This window comes from Cylindrospermopsis raciborskii Cr2010, assembly GCF_003367075.2.
Lineage (GTDB): Bacteria > Cyanobacteriota > Cyanobacteriia > Cyanobacteriales > Nostocaceae > Raphidiopsis > Raphidiopsis raciborskii.
In genome coordinates this window covers 2,621,324-2,643,910 of record NZ_CP065936.1, presented here as the reverse complement: position 1 = coordinate 2,643,910, position 22,587 = coordinate 2,621,324, and the positions used below count along the sequence as shown (strand labels likewise).

The following is a 22,587-nucleotide window of genomic DNA, read 5'->3' as shown; positions in this document are numbered from 1 at the left end:
TGAATTTTTACAGGTTTTAGCCCTAGAGGGCTGTTATTGTAAGCCGTAGAGACTAATAAAAAACAAGAATCCCAAGGCTAAGGCACCAAAAATCAAGATGTTTTTTTGCGTTGGTGTGAGTTGATTAACACCAAATCCGTAACCTAAGTTCTCTTTGAAACCAGAAGCCGTGCCCGTAGGACCAATATTGGCAAAAGCCACTTTCTTAGCACTACATACTGGACATTTCCAATTTGTCGGTAAGTCGGCAAAAGCTGTGCCCGCTGGGATATTATATTTATCATCTCCCTTCTCTGGTTCATAAACATAACCGCAGGCGCGACACTCATAACGGTCTGGCGCCTGAGTCTCCAGAGCTTCTTGAGCTTGTTCACTCATGGTCGGATTCTCCTAGAGAGGAAATCTTAAATATACGTTAAAAATTATGACATTATATTTGTAAAACTTTTCGATAATTGTCAAAACCTAATCCAATAGTTTAGTCTGTCTGTTTCCTAGATTTCAGACAGGCCGAAAAGATATAATGTAAAAGAAGCTCACAGCCTTATTTTCCTCATAGTTTGGTAGATATCCATTGTGTTTGTCCTTAGCGGTTACGAATATCTTCTAGGCTTCTTAATCCTTTGTAGCCTAGTTCCAGCCCTGGCGCTGTCAGCATCTAAAATCCTGAGACCTAGTAGCTACAGTCCTGAACGACGCACTACTTATGAGTCCGGTATGGAACCTTTTGGTGGTGCCTGGATTCAATTTAACATTCGCTACTATATGTTTGCTCTAGTCTTTGTTGTCTTTGACGTGGAGACGGTTTTTCTTTACCCTTGGGCAGTGGCTTTCCACCGTTTAGGGCTATTGGCATTTATAGAGGCATTGATTTTTATTGCGATTCTTGTAGTCGCACTAGTTTACGCATGGCGTAAAGGAGCATTAGAATGGTCGTAGGTTCTAATTTAACCACCCAAGACAAAGAAAGAATTATTAATCCTATTGAGCGGCCCACCACAGTTACTCAGGAACTGTCAGAAAACGTCATTTTAACCACGGTAGATGACCTCTATAACTGGGCTAGGCTTTCTAGTTTGTGGCCTTTGTTATTTGGTACAGCTTGCTGTTTCATTGAATTTGCCGCTTTAATTGGCTCTCGTTTCGACTTCGACCGTTTTGGGTTAATTCCCCGTTCTAGCCCCCGTCAAGCTGATTTATTGATTACTGCTGGCACAATTACCATGAAGATGGGTCCTCAATTGGTACGTCTTTATGAACAAATGCCTGAACCTAAGTATGTGATCGCCATGGGAGCTTGTACTATTACTGGTGGGATGTTTAGCGTGGACTCTCCTAGTGCGGTGCGCGGGGTAGATAAGTTAATTCCTGTAGATGTGTATTTACCCGGTTGTCCTCCTCGTCCGGAAGCAATTATTGATGCAATTATTAAGTTGCGCAAAAAAATTGCTAATGATTCTATGCAGGAACGGGATCAAATTAAGCAAACCCATCGCTATTACAGTACTACCCACAGTATGAAACCAGTTCCAGAGATTTTAACTGGTAGGTATTTACAATCAGAAACTCGCTATAATCCACCCAAGGAATTAACTCAGGCAATTGGTATGCCTGTACCACCCGCACTGTTGACATCTAGGACAAAGGAGGAACAAAAGCGTGGCTGATGTGGAGTCTCAAGCGGAATCTAAACTGGTTCCTGCAGGTCAGGTTTCTACCTGGTTAACGGAAAATGGCTTTGACCATGAGTCTTTAAGTCCTGATGTCAATGGGGTAGAAATTATTAAGGTGGCACCGGATTTTTTACTACCCACTGCAACGGCTTTATATGCTTATGGGTTTAATTATCTCCAGTTTCAAGGAGGTATTGATTTAGGTCCTGGGCAGGATTTGGTTAGTGTTTACCATTTGATTAAGGTCAGTAGTGATGCTGATAAACCAGCTGAGGTAAGACTTAAGGTATTCTTACCCAGAGAGAATCCCGTTGTACCATCTGTGTACTGGATTTGGCGGACTGCTGACTGGCAAGAACGGGAATCCTATGACATGTTTGGTATTATTTATGAGGGTCATCCCAATTTGAAACGAATCCTGATGCCTGAAGATTGGGTGGGTTGGCCTTTGCGTAAGGACTACATTTCGCCGGATTTCTACGAGTTGCAAGATGCTTATTAAGTAGCATTTTTCATGCTCTTGTCCAGATTAATATCTATCTGCAAGATAATTGCAGATAGAATATAGAATTAGAATTAACTCTTAAAATTAACCCTGTTGTCTCTTTTTAATGAATCTGTGATTACTACTCCCCTTTCTCCTAACCTGTCCCAAGCTAGTTCTGTCCCCGATAGTCTGGGACGTTTTGGTCGCTTTGGGGGCAAATATGTTCCAGAAACTTTAATGCCAGCTTTGTTTGAATTGGAAGCGGCTTATCAGCGTTATCGTCAGGAGTCGGATTTTCAAACGGAATTACAGGCTTTACTAAAAGACTATGTAGGACGCTCCACACCTTTATACTTTGCCCAAAGACTTACTGCTCATTATGCTCTTCCTGATGGTACTGGGGCGCAAATTTATTTAAAGCGTGAGGATTTAAATCATACAGGTGCTCATAAAATTAATAATGCTCTTGGTCAGGTACTTTTAGCCAAACGCATGGGTAAAGAGCGAATTATTGCTGAAACCGGAGCAGGACAGCATGGGGTAGCTACAGCAACGGTATGCGCCCGGTTTGGTTTAAAATGTGTTATTTATATGGGCGTTCATGACATGGAACGCCAATCTTTAAATGTATTTAGAATGCGATTAATGGGTGCGGAAGTGAGGGGGGTAGCTGCGGGAACAGGTACTCTTAAAGATGCCACATCTGAAGCCATTCGGGATTGGGTGACTAATGTGGAAACAACTCACTATATTCTAGGATCAGTTGCTGGTCCCCATCCTTACCCCATGATGGTGCGAGACTTTCATGCTGTGATTGGTCGGGAAACCCGGGAGCAAGCTATGGAAAAATGGGGCGGTTTACCAGATATTCTTTTGGCTTGTGTGGGAGGGGGTTCTAATGCTATGGGACTTTTCCATGAGTTTGTTAAAGAACCTTCTGTACGATTAATTGGTGTGGAAGCAGCTGGTGAAGGGGTGGATACTGGTAAACATGCTGCTACTTTGACCAAAGGACAAGTGGGTGTATTGCATGGTGCTATGAGTTATTTGCTACAAGACGGGGAGGGGCAGGTTATTGAGCCACACTCTATTAGTGCAGGACTTGATTATCCTGGTGTTGGACCAGAACACAGTTATATGAAGGATACCGGTAGAGCTGAATATTATAGTGTAACAGATAGGGAAGCTTTAGAGGCTTTTCAAAGACTTTCCCAATTGGAGGGGATTATACCAGCTTTGGAAACATCCCATGCGATCGCTTATTTAGAAACTTTATGTCCCCAGTTAGTAGGTAGTCCACGAATTGTGATTAATTGTTCTGGTAGGGGTGATAAAGATGTACAGACAGCAGCGAAGTTTCTTATCCCAGGGTAACATCGCTGACTCTCAATCACCTGTGCTAGCTCCCGACACAGGATATTTGATTTTTCTTCTGAGGTCATCCCCGCAGTGCTTGTAGTCTTCCCAGGAAATGAGGTGGGAAGACCATAGTAGTCAAACATAGTAGTACAGAAAGCCTCTGTGTCCCCTTTGATGCGGTTACGCACATCATTCAGTAGGCGTTCAATCTTGAAATTACCTCCCTTGTGACCTGGCTTACCAATGAGGGAGGGGTAGACTGCTATTCCCTTTTGGGAAAAATGGGGACGCAATACCTCTTTGATAAAATCTTCTTCTGTCTGTCCTTCACAAATGATGTGAACGCGAATCATTTTCTAGGCCTCCCTCCAAGAATATTCTTCTCCCACAGTTCACCAATGCTATAATTTTCTAGCCAAGAGGAGAAATCCTCGCCATTGTAGCGTTTGAACACGGAAGCTCCTTCCTCCCGTTCAACTACAATCAAGTCGTCTATGCTAAACTCGTTAAGTAATGGGACAGATTGAGTGGAAACGATAACCTGGGTTCGGTTGGAGTTTGCTCGAATGAGAGAACCAAGCAAAACAATGGCATGGGGATGTAGTCCTAACTCTGGTTCGTCGATGATGATAGTGGAAGGAGGATTGGGTTGCATAAGAACCGTAACTAAACAGATGAATCGGAGTGAACCATCAGAAAGCTGACTGGGCCAAAAAGCATAATCGCTGTCTTTCTGTTTCCATAGCAACCGAATTTGCTGTTCTTCTGTTGGTAGAGTGGTAGGTTCAAGAACAAAATCATCAAAGAATGGGATCGCCAACGCCACGGTCTTACGAATCTGATTATATATGGCTGTCTCCTTTTGTTGCAGAAGGTATAGGTAAGCAGCAAGGTTAGACGCTTCGGGTCTGAGATGCTTATTGTCGTGAACTGAACAAGGGCGTTTTACGCCAGCCATGTCACTAGTATCGTGAAAGTGAAAGACCTTCCAGCTTGACATTGAGGAATAAATGTAATCCTCCATACTGTCTTGCTTTGCAGCTGCTTTCCAATCTCTCAAACATGACTCTGTTTGACCTGATTTAGTTTTCTTTTTTGGATCGAAGCGTGGGCCATCGAAATACTCTTCCTCCTCCAAGAAAACAAAACCAGAAGATGCTGTCGGTCCTAGAGTAAAGCTATATTGATTCCGCGCAAAATAAATTCTAGAATACAACTCAGGAGTCTCTCTGATTCCAAAGCTCAGAACTCGCTCCGCACCGCCCTGCTTTTGTACCCAAACTTGTAATCGCTGCTCTACCAGTTCACTGAGCATTGCGAAAAATGTGACAAAATTACTCTTTCCTGCGCCATTGGCACCGATAAGAATATTGAGCGATCGCATGGGGAAGTCTTGAAGGTTTTTGATAGACTTGTATCCTTTTATAGAGAGGCTACTTATAGGAAAACTCTTAGCAGCCATGATGTCCACCTCCTAGAAAAGTTTTAGGTAATTTTTCGTACCAGCGTGGTCTTGATTGAGATTGACACTCATGAGTAGTGTGTAGTAATATTGGAGTCTGTCCCACACTACCATTAATTTTGTGTCACAGTGGTCAAATTGAGTTATGACAAAAGAATCAGTCAACTTCCAGTTTTTACAACCGCAGGATTTACAACAGTTAGTACGTCTTGGTATTTTGGCTGAGGGCTATGTGTGGAATCAACCCAACACTTGTCTGGTTAAATTGTGCTACTTTGGCCAACTCTTGGCTCAATTAATTGCTGCTAGAACGGGAAATTTCCATTCCACTGTTGAAAACCAAGCAGACCTATTGAACCAATTAGAGCTAAAGGGAATTCTACCACAAAAGGTAGCCCTTCTATTCCATCAAGTTAGGGTTGTTAGTGATAGAGCAGCCTATGAGTATACTAGTGATTCTAGTCAGGCTTTGACTATATTAAAGATAGCTAGGGAGTTAGCTATCTGGTTTCATCGCACATTTGGTGGAAACACTACTTTTACCCCCAATCCTTTTATATCTCCTTCTAGTTCAGTTGATTATGGGGCAGAGTTAGAAATATTGCAACATATAGAAACTGAATTTGAACAGGCATTACCTAAATTTTCAGTTCATTTAGCGCAAATGCAGGCTGTCTGTAGTACCCTATCACCAAGACAGACTGACACTATTATTTCCCTAGGCAATCAGGCGGTTTTAGAAATTGACCTGGAAGAGGATGCCCATACCTACCTTTGTCGAGGAATTGCCCGCAGCGACTTAGGAGACCATCGGGGGGCAATAAATGATTTTACCCAGTCCATAAGTATTAATTCTAACCTAGCTCAGGCATATATGGAGCGGGGAATTGCCCGCAGCAATTTGGGGGATGGGCAAGGAGCAATAGAGGATTTTAACCAAGCTCTTGATATTAACCCTAATCTGGCTTTAGCTGCTTATAGTCGCGGAGTCACTCATAGTGATATGGGGTATCTTGAAAAAGCAATAGATGATTTCAACCAAGCTCTTCACCTTAATTCTGCTTTTTTTGATGCTTATACTAGACGGGGACTTGCTCGATATGATTTAGGGGATAAGCAGGGAGCAATAGATGATTTTAATCAGGTTATCAGGATTAATTCCCACTTTGCTGATGGTTATGCTGCTAGAGGACTTGTTTACTGTGACTTAGGAAACCATCAAGAAGCTATCAATGATTTTAGCCAGGCAATTAGAATTAATCCTAATTATGCCCAAGCGTACCATAATCGAGGTGTTGCTCGCAGTCAATTAGGAGATAAGCAGGGAGCAATAGACGACTATACCCAGAGCTTGAATCTTAATCCTAAGTTTGCTAGTGCCTATTACAACCGGGGCATAATTCGTAGTGACCTGGGTTCTAACAAGGCGGCCATGGATGATTACACCCAAGCTATCAGAATTAATCCTAATTATGCCGAAGCATATAATAATCGGGGAGCTATTCGTACTTACTTGGGAGATTATCAAGGAGCAATAGATGATTACATTCAAGCTCTCAGAGTTGATTATAACTATACTGAAGCCTATTATAATTGGGGAACTACCCGCATTAATTTAGAAGACAACCAGGGAGCAATAGATGATTATACCCAAGCCATTAATATTAATCCTAATTATGCTCAAGCCTACTACGGTCGGGGAATTGCTCGTTTTAACCTAGGAGATAAACAAGGAGCAATAGATGATTATACCCAGAGCTTGAGTCTTAATCCTAACTATGCTCAAGCCTACTACAACCGAGGAATTGCTCGCACTAGCTTAGGAGATAAACAAGGAGCGGTAGATGATTATACTCAAGCTATTAATATTAATCCTAATTATGCTCAAGCCTACTACGCTTGGGGAATGCTTCGTAGCGAACTGGGAGATAAACAAGGGGCGATAAATGATTATACTCAAGCACTCAATATTAACCCTGATGATACTGAAACCTACATTGCACGGGGACTGACCCGAAGTGAGTTGGGAGACAACCAGGGAGCAATAGATGATTATACCCAGGCCCTGAATCTTAATCCTGATTATGCTTACGTATATAACAATCGAGGAATTGTTCGTAGTCATATGGCAGACTATCAAACGGCAATAGATGATTATACGGAAGCCATTAATATTAGTCCTGATTATGCTGATGCCTACTATAATCGGGGGATTGCTTACTATGATTTAGCAAACTACCAGAGAGCAATAGATGATTACACTCAAGCTCTAGAAATTAAGTCTAATTGTGCTGATGCCTATATTGGTAGAGGAACTGCTCTTTATAAGTTAGGAGATAGCCAAGGGGCGATAAATGATTTCAATCATGGTCTGGATATTGACCCTAGTTATGCTGATGCTTATAACAATCGGGGAATTGTTCGCTATGAGCTGGGAGATCACCAGGGAGCAATAGGGGATTTCAATCATGCTCTTAATATTAATTCCAACTATGCCCAAGCTTATAACAATAGGGGAATTGTTCGCTATGAGTTGAGGGATAATCGGGGAGCAATAGAGGATTTCAATCACGCTCTTAATATTAACTCCAACTATGCCCAAGCCTATAACAATAGGGGAATTGTGCGTATTTGTTTGGGCGAGAGGCAATTGGCTATAGAAGATTTTACTCAAGCTACTATAATTGCCTCTAATTATACAGAATCATATATTAATAGAGGATATGCACGCTATGAATTGGGAAATAGACAAAAAGCCATAGAAGATTTTAATCAGGCTTTAAACATTAATCCCAATTACGCTCAAGCATACAACAATCGGGGAGTTGCATACACAGATTTGGGAGATAGGGAATGGGCTAAAGATGATTTTAGTCAAGCTCTCCAAATAAATCCTTATTATGCAGAAGCATACAACAATCGAGCAATTGTTTGCTATAAATTAGGGGATAGACAGGGAGCAATAGAGGATTTTAATCAAGCTTTGAAGATTAACTCCAATTATGTTGAAGCGTATAACATACGAGGGAACATTCGCTACGAATTGGGAGACAGACAGGGAGCAATAGAGGATTTTAACCGAGCTTTAAGTCTTGGTAGTTTAGACCTAAAGGAAAACCTCAAGTTTTGGGAGAAGGGAGGATTAACACTGACCATTAAACTCCGTAATTACCTTAACTTAAAGATCCTAAGCTTTGAAGTAGTTAGTAAGAAAAATTCCGGAGAGATAATCAAACGTGACGCTAGTGCGATATACTTTGTGGAGGATTTAGGTGATGATATCACCTTAGAAATGGTAGAAATTCCAGGAGGGACATTTACCATCAAGTCAGCTGAAAATCGGGGAAATGCGGAGGGGATTGCTGAACATTTAGTCACAATACCCAGTTTTTTCATGGGAAAATACGAGATAACACAGGAACAATATCAAGCTGTTACGGGAGATAACCCTTCTTATTTCAAGGGTGACAAACGCCCAGTAGAAAGGGTAAAGTGGAGTCAAGCACTTGATTTCTGCGAAGAACTCAGTCAGATTACTGGAAGGATATACACCTTACCTAGTGAAGCACAGTGGGAATATGCTTGTAGGGGGGGAACCAGCACAGAATTTCATTTTGGTGACACCATTACAACAGATCTGGTCAACTATCATGGAGACCATGGGGATAGTTTAGCACCTCAAGGACAATATCGCAAACAAACTACGGAGGTGGGAAGTTTCCCTCCCAACCCATTTGGATTATACGATATGCACGGGAACGTTTGGGAATGGTGTTTAGATCATTGGCGTGATCACTACCAAGATATACCAAAGGATGGTAGTCCATGGGTTGAGAAGGGAATTTTTGGTGTTTTTCGCGGCCATCTGTTACGTGGTGGTTCTTGGTGTGATTCTGCTAAACACTGTCGTTCTGGTTCCCGTAATCGTCATCTCTCTGACAAGAACAATTTGGGTTTCCGGGTTGTTTGCTCAAACCCCAATCGTTAAACATCCCCATCTACTTTTGGGAAAATTGCATAAGAATTAAAATTCCCATCCCTAACCCACACAGATTGGGTAACCATGCACCTACAAAGGGAGACAAAATTTCTGCTTGTGCTAAAGCTCCACAAACAGATAGTAATAAATAATAAATAAAAATGACTATAATGCTGACACCAAAACTCCTTCCTCTACCAGTGCGTTGGGGGATGGTTCCCATAGCTGAACCAACTAAACCAAAAATTATACAAATGAAGGGGAAGGCTATTTTTTGTTGGATTCTGACCTCCAATTTTTTAATTCTTTGGGGATTACCTGCTAACTTTTCTATTTCTAGTTGTTGTAATGATTGGGCAATGTTCATTTCTTCATAGTCTCGACTATTTTTAGCCACAATTAAGGGTGTGCTAGGCAATTGTAATTGCTGATGTTCAAAACGCAAAATATTTCGATAAGAACGATCAGGAGCAACTAAATAAATAGTGCCATTATAAAAGTCCCAAACTTGTTTATATGCATTCCATTGGGCAGATTCAGATACAACAATTTGATTTACTCCCGCTTGAGAACGATCAATAATTGTCAGTCCTTTCATTTTTTTGCCATCAAATTCATCAGCATAAAATAAGCGCGCCAATAGTCTACTACTACCGCCATCTTTTGTTTTTTCTTCTCGATATTCTGGATAATAAATATTCTGTTGTTTAAATGATGGTTGATCTGATTTTAAGGCCCTTTCTAGAGTAACACTAGCTTCATAATTGGCTGCGGGGGAAATATATTCATTAAATATATAGGTCATTCCAGTAACTAAACCACTCAGCAAAACTGCTGTTAGGACTATTCGATACACGCTCACACCACATCCTCTTAAAGCTATCAGTTCACTGTCACTGGATAACTTGCTATAAGTCATTAAAGTTGCTAGTAAAGTAGACATGGGAAAGGAATAAACCATGACGTAGGGCAATTTCAGCACAAACACTTTTAATGCAATGTTAATTGGTAGTCCGGATTCTACTACTTTGCGCAACAACTCAAATAAACTGTCAATGGCTAAGACTACGGAAGTAAAAGCACCAACACCAAATAGAAAGATGGGTAGTAGCTGCATCGCCAAGTAGCGATCCATAATAGAAAATGGCATCAGGGAGTTAATCGTGTAAAATGGTTTGGTCTGCATATGATGGTTCGTTCCTCAACCTAACCGACAAAATTGGGCGCAGATATGAAAAGTCAATAAATTATTATCATATTTGTTGGGTTTCGTATTAAACTCAACCTACAAATAATTGTGCCTCCCTACTTAATTGTTTCTAAAGGAGAAAGTGATTTCCTAAATAGTATTGACGCACAAGAGGATTATTGTATAGTTCATCAGCAATGCCAAAGGCTAAGATTTGTCCTTCCCGCATGATATAAGCTCTGTCAGTAATGGCCAGGGTTTCTCTAACATTGTGGTCAGTGATTAAAATACCCATACCACGCTCTCTCAATCGGGCAACAATTTGCTGAATTTCTGCCACTGCGATGGGGTCAACCCCAGCAAAGGGTTCGTCCAAAAACAGAAATTTCGGACCCTCCCTACCCGCTGCTAAAGCTCTAGCTAACTCTGTACGTCGTCTTTCACCCCCAGAAAGTTGAATACCCTTACTATTAACAACTTTTTGCAGGCGAAATTCTGTTAATAGTTCTCGTAGTCTACTAGACCATTCTCGCCTTGGCACATTAGTTTGCTCTAGAACTAAAAGTATATTTTCTTTGACAGATAGTTGACGAAAAATGCTCGCTTCCTGTGCAAGATAGCCAAGACCCAATCTAGCTCTTTTGTGCATGGCCATGGAAGTAATATCTAGTTCATCTAACCATACCTTGCCCTGATCTGGTTTTTCTAAACCCGTAGCAATGTAAAATGTTGTGGTTTTACCAGCACCATTGGGTCCTAACAAACCAACTATTTCACCTTGAGATACAGAAAGACTAACACGATTGACAATAACTCTTTTACTGTAAGACTTGTGAATATTTTCCAGAAAGATTTTCACTATCGCTGCTCTTGCAATGATTAATAGTAATTAGAGGGGAGACCGAGTTTTAGAACCTTGCTTAGGAGTTGGTTTGGTTGTTGGTCTACTAGTTGGTTGACTCAAATCATCATCCTCTATCATATAAATTGATTCCACCTGACGGTTAGATTGGGGTAGGGCGATAAATCGTCCCTCATCAATGAGATAGGTAACCTTTTCAGCTCTTATACTATTATTACCTTGCTGTAAAATATATACATTACCGCTAAAGTCTATCCGGCGTTCCTTACTAAAATATTGGGCTTGGGCAGCAGTTGCTTGAATTTGACGAGCAGGATAGAGCATCTGCACATTACCACGGGCAGTAATCACCTGAGTTTTAGCATCATACTCTTGAATGTCAGCACGGATGGTCAATGGGCGATTTCCCCCGGAAGATTGGGCGGTGGATAGCTTACCAGTTAGGGTAACCGTAATGATAGTTACAGGGAGCATTATAGCCAGTCCCAGACGGTGCATTTGTGATTTGAGCATAGGTGGACATGATAAAAGTTGATTGTAAGTGCAACGAAACATTCGACGTTTTCCGCTGATTAAAGTTTCTCAACTATGGAGTTTTGCTAACTTTGAAATCGGTGCCTAGGGGATTTGACCTGACAATCTTAGGCAAGGTCATGGTTGAAACCTCTTCTGGTTTTTCCTGCTGAATGACTTTTAAAAAGTTCACACTATCAATTAAAAGTTGCCACAAATTAATCCCATAATTGTTATCATCAGCCAAACGACGCAAACGATTCGTACCCTCACCCAATAGGATCATTGCTCCTCGCAAGTTGCTATTTTCCAGATGATATAAGGCCACGGCAATTTGCAAAATTCCCTGATAGAGGGTTTTTTCTGGTTCTGTTGCTTCTATCCACAGTGCTTCTAGGGTATCATGACAAGCGTAGAACTGTCCAGCATTGAACTGTTCTACACCTAACCAAAATTCTTCTGGTTGATTTCCATTCATCGGGAACTATCCCATACTGTCTCGTACTTCTTTAATGGTTGCCATGGAAATTTCTTGTAAGTTTTTCCCGGCAAATTCGTTGTCAGAAGTAAGGAAAAGCATACAGTGGCATTCTTTGCGCTCCCGCATTGGTACACAAGGACAATTCCAATAGGCGGCGCTAACTTCCGCTTCTTTGTCTTCATAATGACGACAGGGACACAATGGTGCACCTAAATCATCTTTGTGCTTGGCTAAACCTTCAATGACCACTGCTGTCACGGATGGTTCTGAACAAAAGTATGTTCCAGTCCGTTTGGCGTACTGTTCTGAAAAGTGCCGCATTGCTTCTAAGCTCTTATCACTGGATTTTGTGTTAACTTCTGAGTTGGTCATCGGAATCAGCTTTGATAATTTAAATATTTTCTTGTATTGTACAGTAGCTAGGGATAAGTTTTTGGTTTGTCCAGCTATTCATAATCATAATCGCGACCTAAGATTTAGACTACTTTGTATCGAAATTATCATCAAAATTATTCAAAAAACCGAAATTACGCGGAATCCGGATTACTTGCTGGTAAGATTTACTAAATTAGTATTGTATGTAACAGAATTTTGCTATTTTTTTTTATAGGATCGGAAGTTAGGTTCATTTTTAAAAAACTAAAAATTGCCAAACCAAAAAATAAAACTGTTTAGGTTTTACTGTTTAACCTCAACTTAACTTTTGCTTAACCAAAAGGGAGTTGTAACATAAGCCGAATAAATGATTTAATCGGAGTCACAGGAGGTTTTTACCATAAGTAAAAAAACTGCTGATGATATATAAGATCAATCATCATAGAAAGATAATAACCGGTCAGAATGTGATTTTTGTATTAAAATCAACAAAGAAGACCAAGTTTTAAAATTCAGGTCAGCCTGGATGGCATACCATACTACCCTGTGATAACATACACCAAGTATCTATGAACTCTACAACTAATAAAAGGATTGCCCTGATTTCCGTCCATGGTGATCCGGCGATAGAAATTGGCAAAGAAGAGGCCGGGGGACAAAATGTTTATGTTCGCCAGGTAGGTGAAGCACTATCCCAGCTAGGATGGCAAGTTGATATGTTCAGTCGTAAAGTCAGTCCTGACCAGGAGAATATTGTACAACATAATTCCCATTGTCGAACAATTAGATTGACAGCAGGACCAGTGGAATTTGTTTCCAGAGACCATGGTTTTCAATATTTACGAGAATTTGTAGAACAGCTATTAAAATTTCAGAAAGAAAGCGGTTTTAAATATGAACTAGTTCACACCAACTACTGGCTATCCAGCTGGGTGGGACTCCAATTGAGACAGATTCAAGGAACTAAACAGATTCACACATATCATTCCCTAGGAGTAGTCAAATATAACACTATAGAAAACATTCCACCCATTGCCAATCAAAGGTTGGCAGTGGAAAAAGAGGTGTTGGAAAAAGCGGAAGTGATTATAGCCACGAGTCCCCAAGAAGAAGAACAAATGAGAACTTTGATCAGTAGGAAAGGTAACATTACAGTTATTCCCTGTGGTACAAATGTTCGCCGGTTTAATTGTGTGGATAGAGGGGTGGCTAGAGATACATTAGGCATTGACAAGAAGGCCAAGGTTGTGCTCTATGTGGGGAGATTTGACCCTCGTAAAGGAATAGAAACTCTGGTTCGCGCAGTGCGAGAGTCAAGGTTTTTTGGAGACCAAAACCTGAAACTGATTATTGGTGGTGGGAGTACACCAGGTAATAGCGACGGGAAGGAACGCGATCGCATTGAGGGAATTGTCCGGGAACTAGGAATGGTGGAATATACACTTTTTCCCGGTTTGTTAAAAAGGGACATACTACCTTACTACTATTCTGCGGCTGATGTTTGTGTCATACCGAGTCATTATGAACCCTTTGGTCTAGTAGCCTTGGAATCCATGGCATGTGGTACACCAGTGATAGCTAGTGACGTGGGAGGGCTGCAATTTACCGTAGTAAGTGAGAACACAGGTTTACTGGCTCCCGTTCAAGACGTAACAGCTTTTAGCTATGCTATTGATAGGATTATTGGTAATCCTCAATGGCGAGATAAATTAGGTTTAGCTGGTAGTAAGAGAGTTGTAGAAAAGTTTAGTTGGGAGGGTGTGGCCAGTCAACTAAACACAGTTTATACTCAGGTGTTAGATAGGATGATTATCGGTTCACTAACACATCCCTTGTGAAACTACCATGTAGTGCATGGGGAATATGATGCTTTAAATGTAATTTAGCTATTGTTCCCTTTTTTAGGTCACTAGCATCTAAAATTACCATATATGAACGGTGATGTTCTGCATTATAAACCAAGCCTACAATCCATCCTGCATCTTCTTGTTGACCATGGGGATGGGGAATAAAGATTGGCTCACCCATAAAACCCCTGGGTGCAGCACTCCAAATCTCTTGTTTCCCCAACTCTAAATCAATTTTTAAAATGGCTTGTAAAGGAGCATTTCCCCGGGGATTATGAGCAGCGCTCATGTATAAATAACGGTAGGGTCTGCTTACGTGATCCGGATGAATAGCAGGAAATTCACAGGCGCGGTCATTTATTAATTTGGCTGTCACTGTTTCTGACAATAAATCTAGCTCAAATCTCCATAACTTTCCAGGGGCGATCGCATCAAAGTTTGTTTGTCGATAATCTTGATTGGTTTCAATGTCTGTTAAGGCTAAGGAATCATAACAGATAGAATCAACAATAACTTTATTGTCTATTTCAAAACCATTAGCATGGTGAAAAATAAACCCAGCTGTGGTTTCTAAAACCTTTACTCCCGAACATACCATGGGACTATGCTGACGGGGAATGAGAATAATTTTGGTGGGGAGATTTTTTTCCGGTTTAATACATTGTGCTGCACCAACTTTTCCTAAGGCAAAAGGAATGGGGTTAAAACTGAGGGGGTTTTGGAAGAAAATACAATAATTTTCGGTGATAACAAAATCATGAATAAAGCAAAAACCATCAATTTTATGATTTTGCTTACTTACCACTTCAGCATCTTGATTGAGTTCAAAAATTGTAATCTTTGTTTTTATTCCTGGTTCAATGGCAAAGTTAACTAGTTTGCCCTGGGGATCTACCCGGGGATGGGCACTGAAAGCTTCTCCTGATGATAAACCATGATTAAAATATTCTTTGCCCAAGGTTTCTAAGGTGTAAGGATTTAATGAATAAGGTTCCGCTGCTTCCCACAATGCCAGTAGTTTTTTACCCCAGTAAATAACATTTGTATTAGCAATATTCTTGGTTTTAAAGTCCAGTATATTAGCTAACCAACCACCAGGTTTTTGAGTCCCAAATACTCCGCGATAAAGAATTCTACCCGCTTTCTTTTCCGCTAAATAACCCTCAGTCTGTACAAATCGATTTCGGAAGTGGGCTCGACCTTCACTAAATATAATTTGACTAATCATTCCATCACCATCAAAGGGATGATGTATTCTTTGTCCGTTGATATCTAATAACCCAGGACCATTTTTAAAAACTGTCCCTTCCAGCTCCTTGGGTATTTCACCTTCTACCTCGTCAATCCAATAGTCATACTCTTCTTTCAGGGACTCATATCCCTGTTGCCAATCTTCGCGAGTATAGGATTTTTCTAAATTTTGCTGAGTAGGTATATCTATGGATTGCATGTTTTTATCAATTGATATTAAGTTTCATCTACTATTGTAACACTGGTAGGACTAATTTGGGGGAAACCTATTTGACCACCACTCCATATTCCATTTCCTCCTTACCGGGCAAAAGTTTGACAAATAACATTGGTAGTAAGGCAATCAAGTTAGTTATTACTAGTAGCAACCACAAACTGTCAAAATTGCTCTCTGTTATTCCTAACCAGTACATAATTAAAGCTCCGGATTCTCTGGAAACCAATCCACCTAGGTTAAATACTGACATCAATACTGCAAAGAGTGTTGCTTCTATTCCCAGGGGACAAATTCTAGCTGCTAATATCATGGTAGGCATAAATGCAATTTGTCCCATGGCTGCAATAATTAAGCTATCTCCCAAACTAAACCATCTATCATTTATCCCTAAAGCTCTATTGGTATGTGTAATTAGCATTAACATAGTCATTCTTAATAATACGGATATAATAATGCTCCAGGTAAAAATACTCTGAAATGGAACGTTTTTAAGAAATCGTTGGAAAATCCAAATACCAACTAAAGAAGCTAAACTAGTAAACAGATGTATCCTACCTAAAAACTCCGGTTGGAAATGCAGCTCGTTGGTAAAGAAGTAGAAATAAGCTGATTCTCCACTGGGAGTACATTGCCAGATAAAAATAAATAGGGTTGGTAGTAAAACTGCCCTAGTGCGAAAAGCTTGTAGAAGTTGATTAGTCTGAGTTCTAATACTCACTGACTTGCTCCTATCTTGCTGTGAGTCTTCTTGATAAACCGATGTTTCGGCAATAAACCAGGCAACTAGGGAGATAAGCAAGGGGAATAACGCAGTAATTAAAAACACTGTCTTTGTAGTAAAATACTCTAATACTAGTCCGCTGAAATAGGCTGTTAAAAAACTGCCCAAGGCATTGGCTCCCCAACACAGGGATTGGAGAGAACCAGCCTTGGCCTGAGATTCTAACCTGGCACGTTCAACAACCAAGGAATCAACTATCACATCGCTGACAGCAATAGCTAAAGAAGATAAGGTGACTGTTATTGTTGCTTTCCAGCTGCTATCTACTAATGTTGCTAAGGCTAACCAACTAGCAGCACCTAGAATCCCAGATAGGACTAGATAGGGACGACGACGGTAGCCAAATATGGGAAAAGTATCAGAAACAAAGCCAAATAATGGTTTAATCATCCAAGGTAGAGTAACTATACCTAGAATGGCTGAAACTTCTACCGGACTTAGCTGTAATTCATCTTTGAGGAAAAAACTCACTGAAAGACGAGACAATCCCAAGGCGCCCTGGACAAGATAGACTGCTAGAATAGCAATTAGTTCTGGCCCGGGTTTATGTCCTAAAAAAATCTTCTCGGTGATTGAATTATCAATTGATTCTTTAAGCTTGGAAAGGCCAGAAGAGTTAATCAGCATGTGATCAGATAGTGTTAAGTTTTGTAAAAATTTAGATCCATTTCCTCATTATATGATACCTTCTGTATCCCGATTTGCCTTTTTGGCAACAAGAATATAGCCTTAGCCATCATATCTACAGGGTTTTAGCCAGCTATTACTCCAACGATGTAACAGTGGAGGATTTGATAGAGGTAGTGTGGGCATTTTCCAATTGACCTGATATGCGACTTATGGTTAGTAGCGGTACTTCTTGACGACAGGATGGGCAAAACCAGTACAGTTCGCTGTGACGAATATGCCGCAAAACGGACCCGCCACAGCAGGGGCATGTATTGGCTCTATTACTCATGTCAATATCCTCCTAAAATTTTTATGCTTAGAGAAAAACTTAGTCAAGTTAAATGGATCCTTTGTTAATTTAGTGTTCACTAACTTGCCCGAGCAATTAGTTGGTTAGTCACAACTGCTTTTGTATATAGTGGTAATTTGATTTGACATATCCTGTTAGCAGTTCCAACCTCACTTAGAGGAATTTTAAGAGGAAAGAAATTTCTACTGAGTTTTTTTCAATTTAAATTAACTTTTCTAATTTCCACAAACAAGTTGGGTTGAAATAACAGTATATAGACAATAAATATAACCATTGTTATTATAGACTAGTATATAGTCGTTTCATCTGTCTTGGGGATCATAAGTGTAGGAGTATATTTGTTGCAATTGACAATTTTCAGATTTTGTAACTCCCCATACTATAATAATTAAATTAATATTCAATATTCTCAAATTCTCTGTTTGTATAACTATTGCTAAATCTGCTCATGAAAATTGCCACTTGGAATGTCAATTCAATTCGTACTCGTCTAGGACAGGTTATTAGCTGGTTAGGGGAAAATAACGTTGATGTTCTGTGTCTACAGGAAACCAAAGTCATAGACACGGATTTTCCCCTAACTGTATTTCATGACATGGGCTATAACACTTATATTTATGGACAGAAGGCTTACAATGGTGTAGCATTAATTAGTCGCCAGCCAATGAAAAGTGTAAGTACAGGGTTTTGTCAAGTCCTGGAAAATCTGGAACCTAAGTGGGATGACCAGAAAAGAGTAATCACGGGTATTGTAGATGAAGTAAGGATTATTAATCTGTATGTTCCTAATGGTTCAGCAGTGGGAAGTGAGAAATATCAATATAAATTGCAGTGGTTAGCAGTATTAAAAACATACCTGGAGGTTTTGCTGAAGTGTAATTCTGATATTATTATGTGTGGTGATTTTAACATTGCACTAGAAGATATAGACATTTATAAACAGGTAGATACAGAAAATCAGATTATGGCATCCTTACCAGAGAGACAAGCTTTAAGAGAGATTTTGAAACTGGGTTTTGGGGATGGGTTTCGCAAGTTTAATTCCCAGGGGGGTAATTATAGTTGGTGGGACTATCGTACTGGAGCTTTTAAAAGAAACTCGGGGTGGAGAATAGACCATCACTACTTAACAGATGTACTTTATAAACAAGCTAAAAGTTGCTTTATTGATATTAGTCCTAGAAAGCTAGAACAGCCTAGTGATCATGCACCCGTGATAGTGGAAGTTTAGTGGGTTTATTGCTCCTGAAATCCACCACCACCAGGAGTTTCTATGACAAAAATATCTCCTGGTTGCATTTCTGCGGTAGCAGTGCTATCTAAAACCTCTTGGATGCCATTTTCACGTTGTATCCAGTTGTTTCCCACCTTTCCTGGTGCTCCACCATTTAATCCAAAGGGGGGGACTAAACGATGACCAGAAAGAATATTTGCCGTCATGGATTCCAGAAATTTGATTTTTCTGACCACCCCATTACCCCCGGAATATTTTCCTTTACCCCCACTATTCTCACGGATAGTAAAACTTTCCACTATTACCGGATAACGGGTTTCTAGCACTTCTGGATCGGTAAGTAGGGAATTAGTCATGTGAGTGTGAACTGCATCTGTGCCATCAAAGTCCATACCTGCTCCGGAACCACCACAAATAGTTTCATAATATTGATATTTTTCATTGCCAAAAGTGAAATTATTCATAGTTCCTTGGGAAGCAGCCATTACACCTAGGGCACCATATAAAGCATCAACAATAGTTTGTGATGTTTCCACATTTCCTGCTACTACTGCTGCAGGATAGGTGGGATTTAGCATACAACCTTGAGGAATAATAATTTCTAAAGGTTTGAGACAGCCAGCATTAAGAGGAATATTGTCATCTACCAGAGTTCTAAAGACATATAATACTGCTGCTTGGGTTACAGCTTTAGGTGCATTAAAATTACTCTTTAATTGTGGTGATGTGCCCGTAAAATCAATTTTAGCTGTGCGATTTTCCCGATTAATAGTGACTTGAACTTGAATTTTTGCCCCACTATCCATGACATATGTAAAGGATCCATTTTTTAAAACATTGATAGTTCTTCTTACTGATTCTTCCGCATTATCTTGTACAAACTGCATATAAACTTTTACAGTTTCCAGCCCATAGTGATCAACCATTTTTATTAATTCTTGGCTTCCCCTGGCGTTAGCGGCAATTTGAGCTTTAAAATCTGCTATATTTTGCTCAGGATTGCGACTGGGATAGGGATGATTTAACAGATAATTTCTCACAGAGGTTTCTTGTAGCTCTCCTTCCTGAACCAGGAGAAAATTATCAAAAATAATCCCTTCTTGGGTAATATCCGTACTATGGGGAGGCATGGATCCGGGGGTAATACCACCGATATCTGATTGGTGTCCTCGGGATGCAACAAAAAATAGGGGAGAGTCTTGCCCAGTTTTTAAAAACATATTTGAAAATGGGGGTAAAAATATGGGCGTGATAGCAGTAACATCAGGTAAATGGGTTCCCCCATTGTAGGGATTATTGGATAGATAAACATTGCCTGGTTTAATTGTAGTTCCCAAATCATTAATTAAACAGCGCACGCTTTCACTCATGGAACCTAAATGCACAGGAATATGAGGAGCGTTAGCAACTAATAAACCAGAACTGTCAAAAATAGCGCAGGAAAAATCCAGACGTTCCTTAATATTAACTGATACAGCTGTGTTTTGCAGGACTATTCCCATTTGTTCGGCAATGAATTGATAGAGATTTTTAAAAATTTCTAAGCGAACTGGATCTGGCTGAATATGATCATATAGTTTTTTCATCTTTCTGCTCTTTCCAAGATTAAATGATTACGTTCGGTTAATTTTACTTGCCAATTGGGTTCAACCACAATGGTGCTGATTTTCTCCACAATAATAGCAGTACCTGGGATAATATCTCCCGGTTGTAAATCTTCTCTTCTATAAACTGGAGTATACCACCATCTATTGGCGGTAAATAGCTCAACTACTTCTAAAGGTTGGGGAATTTGCCCCTGGGGAAGTTGACGGGAAATGATGGGTTCTTCTGGTGTGTCCATCTGTTGAATCACCTCGACAAAAATAGATTCCACAATTAAGGTTTTTTCTGGCTGAATAAACCCATATCTTGATTTGTGTTCCCTGGCAAATTGCTGCTGTATTAATTCTATATCGTTTCTAAAATCGACGGATAAGGTAGAATTAGTTCCCTCATACTTGAGGTTAAGGTTTTTAATCACCCTGACTGACAAATGATTTACCTGATTTTCTGCTGGATTTAATTCTTGATTGGCGGAAATTTCTAAACGGGTAACTAATTCCTGTAATTGGGGAATTAAGGACTGATTCAAGGGTTTTTCTACTCCGGTGACTCTGGTAGCTCTCACATCAGCTAAACCCATTCCATAAGCTGACAATACACCAGCAAAGGGATGCAAAAATATCTTTTTCATTCCTAAAGTATCCGCAATTAAACAAGCTACCTGTCCACCTGCACCTCCAAAACAACATAATACATATTCGCTAATATCATAACCCCGTTGTAGACTAATTTTTTTAATGGCATTAGCCATATTTTCCACAGCAATAGCAATAAATCCTGATGCTACCTGTGGAGGAGAAAAGGATTTTCCTGTAGTTAATGTCATATTCTGGGTCAAGTTTGTAAACTTCTCCAGCACTATTTCCCTATCCAAAGGTAATTGACCATCATTTCCAAAAACTGCTGGAAAGTATTGGGGTTGAATCTTCCCCAACATAATATTAGCGTCTGTGACTGTTAATGGTCCCCCCCGTCTGTAGGATGCAGGTCCGGGATTTGAACCTGCAGATTCTGGACCTACACGATAGGTGGATCCATCAAAAGATAAAATTGAACCTCCACCTGCAGCAATGGTATTAATCGCTAGGACGGGAACTCGCATCCGCGCACCTGCTATTTCCGAATCTAATTGTCTTTCATATTCCCCTTTAAAATGGGCCACATCTGTGCTTGTTCCTCCCATATCAAAGGTGATGATTAAATTAAATCCCGCTCTTTTACTAGTTTGTACTGCACCAACAATACCACCAGCAGGTCCACTTAAAATGCTATCTTTACCTTGAAATTTCTCTGCATCAGTTAACCCACCATCAGATTTCATAAACATTAATTTTACCTCAGGAACCTGACTGGAAACTTGATTGACATAACGACGTAATATGGGTGTTAAATAAGCATCCACAACTGTTGTATCTCCCCGACTCACAAGTTTCATTAGGGGACTAACTTGATGGGAAATGGAAATTTGGGTAAATCCAATTTCTTCGGCAATTTTTCCTATTTCTTGTTCATGTTTGGGATAGCGATCGCCATGCATAAGAACGATGGCGCAACTGTCAATTCCTGTTTGATGAATTGTTTGTAGGTCGTATTTAATTTGGTGATAATTTACGGGAAATAACTCCTTACCTTGAGCATCATATCTAGCATCTACTTCAATTACTGCTTCATACAGCATGGTGGGTAAAATTATCTGTCGAGCGAAAATGTTAGGACGGTTTTGATAACCAATTCTTAAAGCATCTTTAAAGCCTTTATTAATGACTAAAACAACCCGGTCTCCATGTCTTTCTAGCAGTGCATTTGTTGCCACTGTTGTTCCCATTTTAATCACTTCTATAGTTTGACCAGGAATACTCTGTTGGAGGGGAACTCCCATAATATGACGAATTCCTTGAATTACCGCATCTGTATACTGATCGGGATTCTCTGACAATAATTTATAAACTATTACCCATTGTTGATCGGGTAAGGGAACAATTAAAAATCTCTGGGGGTAGTTTAATAATCTATTGATTATGTCCTGATTATCGGTTAACGCTACAATATCTGTAAATGTTCCACCTCTGTCTGCAAAGAATTTTAACACCGTTTATTTCCTCATTTTCCTGTCTATATAATACCATGACCAAGGAGTCAACCACCCAGCTATGAATTTTAACGATTAACCTATTTTATGGAAATGTAAAATCCATTGGCAAGTTGTTGTTCAGACTACACCATTTTATCATTACTTGTATTAGCATCGAATATGTTAACAATTGACGATTTTTGTTAATCAACCAACTGTTTT

20 protein-coding genes are annotated in these 22,587 nt (G+C 40.0%); 7 read left to right on the top strand and 13 right to left on the bottom strand.

Features of this window, described 5'->3' with window-relative positions:
• Positions 1-33: 33 nt before the first annotated feature.
• On the bottom strand, positions 34-378 hold the full coding sequence (locus C6N34_RS12095; protein WP_057177586.1) for a rubredoxin: 345 nt from the start codon (positions 376-378) through the stop codon (positions 34-36).
• 198 nt (positions 379-576) lie between these two features.
• On the opposite strand from C6N34_RS12095, the gene ndhC reads away from it, so the two are divergent.
• From ndhC to trpB, 4 genes are all read left to right on the top strand, one after another.
• Positions 577-939 (top strand): photosynthetic/respiratory NAD(P)H-quinone oxidoreductase subunit C, encoded by a 363-nt coding sequence (gene ndhC / locus C6N34_RS12090; RefSeq protein WP_006278615.1) that lies wholly within the window; start codon positions 577-579, stop codon positions 937-939.
• The gene (locus C6N34_RS12085) at positions 930-1,667 is read left to right on the top strand and encodes an NADH dehydrogenase subunit K (protein WP_115538118.1); all 738 of its coding nucleotides are present in this window, start codon (positions 930-932) and stop codon (positions 1,665-1,667) included. The genes ndhC and C6N34_RS12085 overlap by 10 nt, the downstream gene beginning before the upstream one ends.
• Positions 1,660-2,175, top strand: a complete 516-nt coding sequence (locus C6N34_RS12080; protein WP_057177584.1) for an NAD(P)H-quinone oxidoreductase subunit J — start codon at positions 1,660-1,662, stop codon at positions 2,173-2,175. Before C6N34_RS12085 ends, C6N34_RS12080 begins: the two co-directional genes overlap by 8 nt.
• A gap of 117 nt (positions 2,176-2,292) precedes the next feature.
• A complete protein-coding gene (gene trpB / locus C6N34_RS12075; protein WP_006278619.1) occupies positions 2,293-3,534 on the top strand; it encodes a tryptophan synthase subunit beta in 1,242 nt (413 codons plus the stop codon).
• Here the strand turns inward: trpB and C6N34_RS12070 are convergent.
• Entirely contained in the window at positions 3,420-3,872 is a 453-nt protein-coding gene (locus C6N34_RS12070) for a DUF4276 family protein (RefSeq protein WP_115538117.1), read from the bottom strand. The genes trpB and C6N34_RS12070 overlap by 115 nt on opposite strands.
• Positions 3,869-4,981, bottom strand: a complete 1,113-nt coding sequence (locus tag C6N34_RS12065) for an AAA family ATPase (RefSeq protein WP_115538116.1) — start codon at positions 4,979-4,981, stop codon at positions 3,869-3,871. The genes C6N34_RS12070 and C6N34_RS12065 overlap by 4 nt, the downstream gene beginning before the upstream one ends.
• A 145-nt stretch (positions 4,982-5,126) precedes the next feature.
• Here C6N34_RS12065 and C6N34_RS12060 point away from each other — a divergent pair, with 145 nt between their 5' ends.
• On the top strand, positions 5,127-8,969 hold the full coding sequence (locus C6N34_RS12060; RefSeq protein WP_115538115.1) for a tetratricopeptide repeat protein: 3,843 nt from the start codon (positions 5,127-5,129) through the stop codon (positions 8,967-8,969).
• Positions 8,970-8,979: 10 nt separating this feature from the next.
• On the opposite strand, the gene C6N34_RS12055 is transcribed toward C6N34_RS12060, so the two are convergent.
• The 5 genes from C6N34_RS12055 to C6N34_RS12035 all read right to left on the bottom strand — a co-directional run bounded on the left by C6N34_RS12055 (position 8,980) and on the right by C6N34_RS12035 (position 12,377).
• On the bottom strand, positions 8,980-10,095 hold the full coding sequence (locus C6N34_RS12055; RefSeq protein WP_040010030.1) for an LptF/LptG family permease: 1,116 nt from the start codon (positions 10,093-10,095) through the stop codon (positions 8,980-8,982).
• Between the two features lie 184 nt (positions 10,096-10,279).
• On the bottom strand, positions 10,280-11,008 hold the full coding sequence (gene lptB / locus C6N34_RS12050) for an LPS export ABC transporter ATP-binding protein (protein WP_006278624.1): 729 nt from the start codon (positions 11,006-11,008) through the stop codon (positions 10,280-10,282).
• Between the two features lie 30 nt (positions 11,009-11,038).
• The gene (locus tag C6N34_RS12045) at positions 11,039-11,524 is read right to left on the bottom strand and encodes an LptA/OstA family protein (protein WP_040010032.1); all 486 of its coding nucleotides are present in this window, start codon (positions 11,522-11,524) and stop codon (positions 11,039-11,041) included.
• Between the two features lie 73 nt (positions 11,525-11,597).
• Positions 11,598-12,002 carry a DUF309 domain-containing protein gene (locus tag C6N34_RS12040; protein WP_006278626.1) on the bottom strand — a complete coding sequence of 135 codons (405 nt, stop codon included), beginning with the start codon at positions 12,000-12,002 and terminating at the stop codon, positions 11,598-11,600.
• A gap of 6 nt (positions 12,003-12,008) precedes the next feature.
• Positions 12,009-12,377 (bottom strand): ferredoxin thioredoxin reductase catalytic beta subunit, encoded by a 369-nt coding sequence (locus C6N34_RS12035; RefSeq protein WP_006278627.1) that lies wholly within the window; start codon positions 12,375-12,377, stop codon positions 12,009-12,011.
• A gap of 572 nt (positions 12,378-12,949) precedes the next feature.
• Here C6N34_RS12035 and C6N34_RS12030 point away from each other — a divergent pair.
• Positions 12,950-14,218 (top strand): glycosyltransferase family 4 protein, encoded by a 1,269-nt coding sequence (locus C6N34_RS12030; RefSeq protein ID WP_057177581.1) that lies wholly within the window; start codon positions 12,950-12,952, stop codon positions 14,216-14,218.
• Here the strand turns inward: C6N34_RS12030 and C6N34_RS12025 are convergent.
• The 3 genes from C6N34_RS12025 to C6N34_RS12015 all read right to left on the bottom strand — a co-directional run bounded on the left by C6N34_RS12025 (position 14,190) and on the right by C6N34_RS12015 (position 17,434).
• On the bottom strand, positions 14,190-15,677 hold the full coding sequence (locus tag C6N34_RS12025; RefSeq protein WP_115538114.1) for a carotenoid oxygenase family protein: 1,488 nt from the start codon (positions 15,675-15,677) through the stop codon (positions 14,190-14,192). The genes C6N34_RS12030 and C6N34_RS12025 overlap by 29 nt on opposite strands.
• Before the next feature lie 67 nt (positions 15,678-15,744).
• Positions 15,745-17,103: a folate/biopterin family MFS transporter gene (locus tag C6N34_RS12020; RefSeq protein WP_115538113.1), complete on the bottom strand. Its 1,359-nt coding sequence runs from the start codon at positions 17,101-17,103 to the stop codon at positions 15,745-15,747.
• A 136-nt stretch (positions 17,104-17,239) separates the two neighbouring features.
• Entirely contained in the window at positions 17,240-17,434 is a 195-nt protein-coding gene (locus C6N34_RS12015) for a hypothetical protein (protein WP_072149094.1), read from the bottom strand.
• Between the two features lie 469 nt (positions 17,435-17,903).
• On the opposite strand from C6N34_RS12015, the gene xth reads away from it, so the two are divergent.
• Complete coding sequence (gene xth, locus C6N34_RS12010) at positions 17,904-18,686, top strand: exodeoxyribonuclease III (RefSeq protein WP_115538112.1); 783 nt, start codon at positions 17,904-17,906, stop codon at positions 18,684-18,686.
• Positions 18,687-18,691: 5 nt separating this feature from the next.
• On the opposite strand, the gene C6N34_RS12005 is transcribed toward xth, so the two are convergent.
• Positions 18,692-20,275: a hydantoinase B/oxoprolinase family protein gene (locus tag C6N34_RS12005; RefSeq protein ID WP_115538111.1), complete on the bottom strand. Its 1,584-nt coding sequence runs from the start codon at positions 20,273-20,275 to the stop codon at positions 18,692-18,694.
• The gene (locus C6N34_RS12000) at positions 20,272-22,383 is read right to left on the bottom strand and encodes a hydantoinase/oxoprolinase family protein (RefSeq protein ID WP_057177576.1); all 2,112 of its coding nucleotides are present in this window, start codon (positions 22,381-22,383) and stop codon (positions 20,272-20,274) included. The genes C6N34_RS12005 and C6N34_RS12000 overlap by 4 nt, the downstream gene beginning before the upstream one ends.
• Positions 22,384-22,587 lie beyond the last annotated feature (204 nt).

Bases quoted from the DNA above. Each gene is read 5' to 3' on its own strand.
- C6N34_RS12040 (WP_006278626.1), bottom strand. From the start codon at position 12,002: ATGAATGGAAATCAACCAGAAGAATTTTGGTTAGGTGTAGAACAGTTC.
- C6N34_RS12005 (WP_115538111.1), bottom strand. From the start codon at position 20,275: ATGAAAAAACTATATGATCATATTCAGCCAGATCCAGTTCGCTTAGAA.
- C6N34_RS12060 (WP_115538115.1), top strand. From the start codon at position 5,127: ATGACAAAAGAATCAGTCAACTTCCAGTTTTTACAACCGCAGGATTTA.
- C6N34_RS12095 (WP_057177586.1), bottom strand. From the start codon at position 378: ATGAGTGAACAAGCTCAAGAAGCTCTGGAGACTCAGGCGCCAGACCGT.
- C6N34_RS12070 (WP_115538117.1), bottom strand. From the start codon at position 3,872: ATGATTCGCGTTCACATCATTTGTGAAGGACAGACAGAAGAAGATTTT.
- C6N34_RS12035 (WP_006278627.1), bottom strand. From the start codon at position 12,377: ATGACCAACTCAGAAGTTAACACAAAATCCAGTGATAAGAGCTTAGAA.
- C6N34_RS12020 (WP_115538113.1), bottom strand. From the start codon at position 17,103: ATGCTGATTAACTCTTCTGGCCTTTCCAAGCTTAAAGAATCAATTGAT.
- C6N34_RS12025 (WP_115538114.1), bottom strand. From the start codon at position 15,677: ATGCAATCCATAGATATACCTACTCAGCAAAATTTAGAAAAATCCTAT.
- C6N34_RS12065 (WP_115538116.1), bottom strand. From the start codon at position 4,981: ATGGCTGCTAAGAGTTTTCCTATAAGTAGCCTCTCTATAAAAGGATAC.
- C6N34_RS12055 (WP_040010030.1), bottom strand. From the start codon at position 10,095: ATGGATCGCTACTTGGCGATGCAGCTACTACCCATCTTTCTATTTGGT.
- C6N34_RS12030 (WP_057177581.1), top strand. From the start codon at position 12,950: ATGAACTCTACAACTAATAAAAGGATTGCCCTGATTTCCGTCCATGGT.
- C6N34_RS12045 (WP_040010032.1), bottom strand. From the start codon at position 11,524: ATGCTCAAATCACAAATGCACCGTCTGGGACTGGCTATAATGCTCCCT.
- C6N34_RS12085 (WP_115538118.1), top strand. From the start codon at position 930: ATGGTCGTAGGTTCTAATTTAACCACCCAAGACAAAGAAAGAATTATT.
- C6N34_RS12015 (WP_072149094.1), bottom strand. From the start codon at position 17,434: ATGAGTAATAGAGCCAATACATGCCCCTGCTGTGGCGGGTCCGTTTTG.
- xth (WP_115538112.1), top strand. From the start codon at position 17,904: ATGAAAATTGCCACTTGGAATGTCAATTCAATTCGTACTCGTCTAGGA.